Origin of the sequence: [Pseudopropionibacterium] massiliense (genome assembly GCF_900607225.1) — a bacterium.
GTDB lineage: Bacteria > Actinomycetota > Actinomycetes > Propionibacteriales > Propionibacteriaceae > Arachnia > Arachnia massiliensis.
The window spans coordinates 3,098,393-3,099,763 of the sequence record NZ_LR027842.1; the positions used below are offsets into that span (position 1 = coordinate 3,098,393).

2 protein-coding genes are annotated in these 1,371 nt (G+C 61.6%); both read left to right on the forward strand.

The features are described from left to right. Nucleotides 1–581 (forward strand): Imm61 family immunity protein (locus tag E0E39_RS13870; RefSeq protein ID WP_207302512.1); only part of this gene is annotated, 581 nt, incomplete at its 5' end. A gap of 177 nt (nucleotides 582–758) precedes the next feature. Then, entirely contained in the window at nucleotides 759–920 is a 162-nt protein-coding gene (locus E0E39_RS15905) for a hypothetical protein (RefSeq protein ID WP_165444815.1), read from the forward strand. The last annotated feature ends 451 nt before the right edge of the window (nucleotides 921–1,371 follow it).

Genomic DNA, 1,371 nt, shown 5'->3' on the forward strand with positions numbered 1-1,371 from the left:
ACGGCGGCCCCCTGAACCACCTCCTCGAACATGGGGACCCCGTCGCCACCATGGGGCAGGATTTCCAACACATTCTCCGAGTCCGGGGCGGCCGCACCTCACCCCGCGAGGACGGTTTCATCCTCCCGAGCACATATTGTGAGTGGATTCCACGTCTCTGGATCGAGGATGGCTGCTGGCGCTTTGGACACACCGAGCGCGGCGAGAAGAGATCAGCAGAGATACTGAGCACCGACCGCGACGTGGTATTGCGCTGGACAGGTTTCGAATTGCTGAACGATGTGCGCTTCGACAGGGGCTGGCAACCCGTCCTCACCCACAAAAGCGACCCAGATCTCCTACCCGGATGGCAGGTGGAAGAGCTCTATTACGGTACCTACCGGCACAGTAACCACGGACGCCTGATCGACCCTCACGGCACCCCCCTACCGATGGTCATGCGAACCACTTTCCCTCGTCACAAGGAACTCAACGCGCTCTCGCACCTCATGCCTCTCACCCTCGCACAGGAAATCAACAGTTTCTTGGCAGAGGATGGGGGAAGTCTGCACGACCAGCTCGCCCTGCCGGAAAAATCCTGAATCGTTTTGGGCACAACATCACCATGAGGCTTATTCACAGCCGCTTCGAAGCTGGTTGAGCCGGACCGCGACGAAGGAGCAGTCCGTGTCGAAACCACCAGAACCCGCCACAATTCCCAGGAAACGACCACCAGAGGATTGCGTCAGCCGGCGCGCCGCCTGTGAATAAGCCTCCCTTTGTTCTCAGACCCCGACCGCGAACCACAGGTGGTCCCCTATGGCGCCGCCGTTTACTACGAGAAGTATGTGTGCGCTTCCGAGGAGAACGGGCTGACCTGCTGGAACACCGAAACCGGCCACGGCGCCTTCATGAATCGCGACGGGGTCACCACTTTCTGACCCGAGCCACCGCGCAGCCGACGGGCGCCACGACAGATCGAAGGAAGACCCTCCCCGACCCCTGTGCGGCATCCGCGCGGGGGAAGGCTACCGGGATGGTTCCGCCCCGACGGGCGCCGTTATGCTTGGGGGTGCCGGGTAGGTTGCCCGACGAGGGGTCCGTGGTGGTGTGAGCCGCTGCGAGACCTCCGGTCGTGTCGTCTCCCCCGGGGAGCGCTCGCAGGGGGTTTGACTAGGTGTTTTGCCCCCTGACAACTCAAGAGTGGTGTGTTGTGGAGCCCCGCGAGGCGGAGCGCTCGCAGAGGCTGGTAAAGTTCCTTGTCACCTGACTTGGCTCATGTTTGGTGTTTTTGGGGTTGGAGGGGGTGTTGGCTAGGGGTTTTGGTTGGTGTGGTGTGCACTAATCGGGGGTGTTCTAGCCTGTTGGGGTGAGTCCGTATGTGAGGACGGT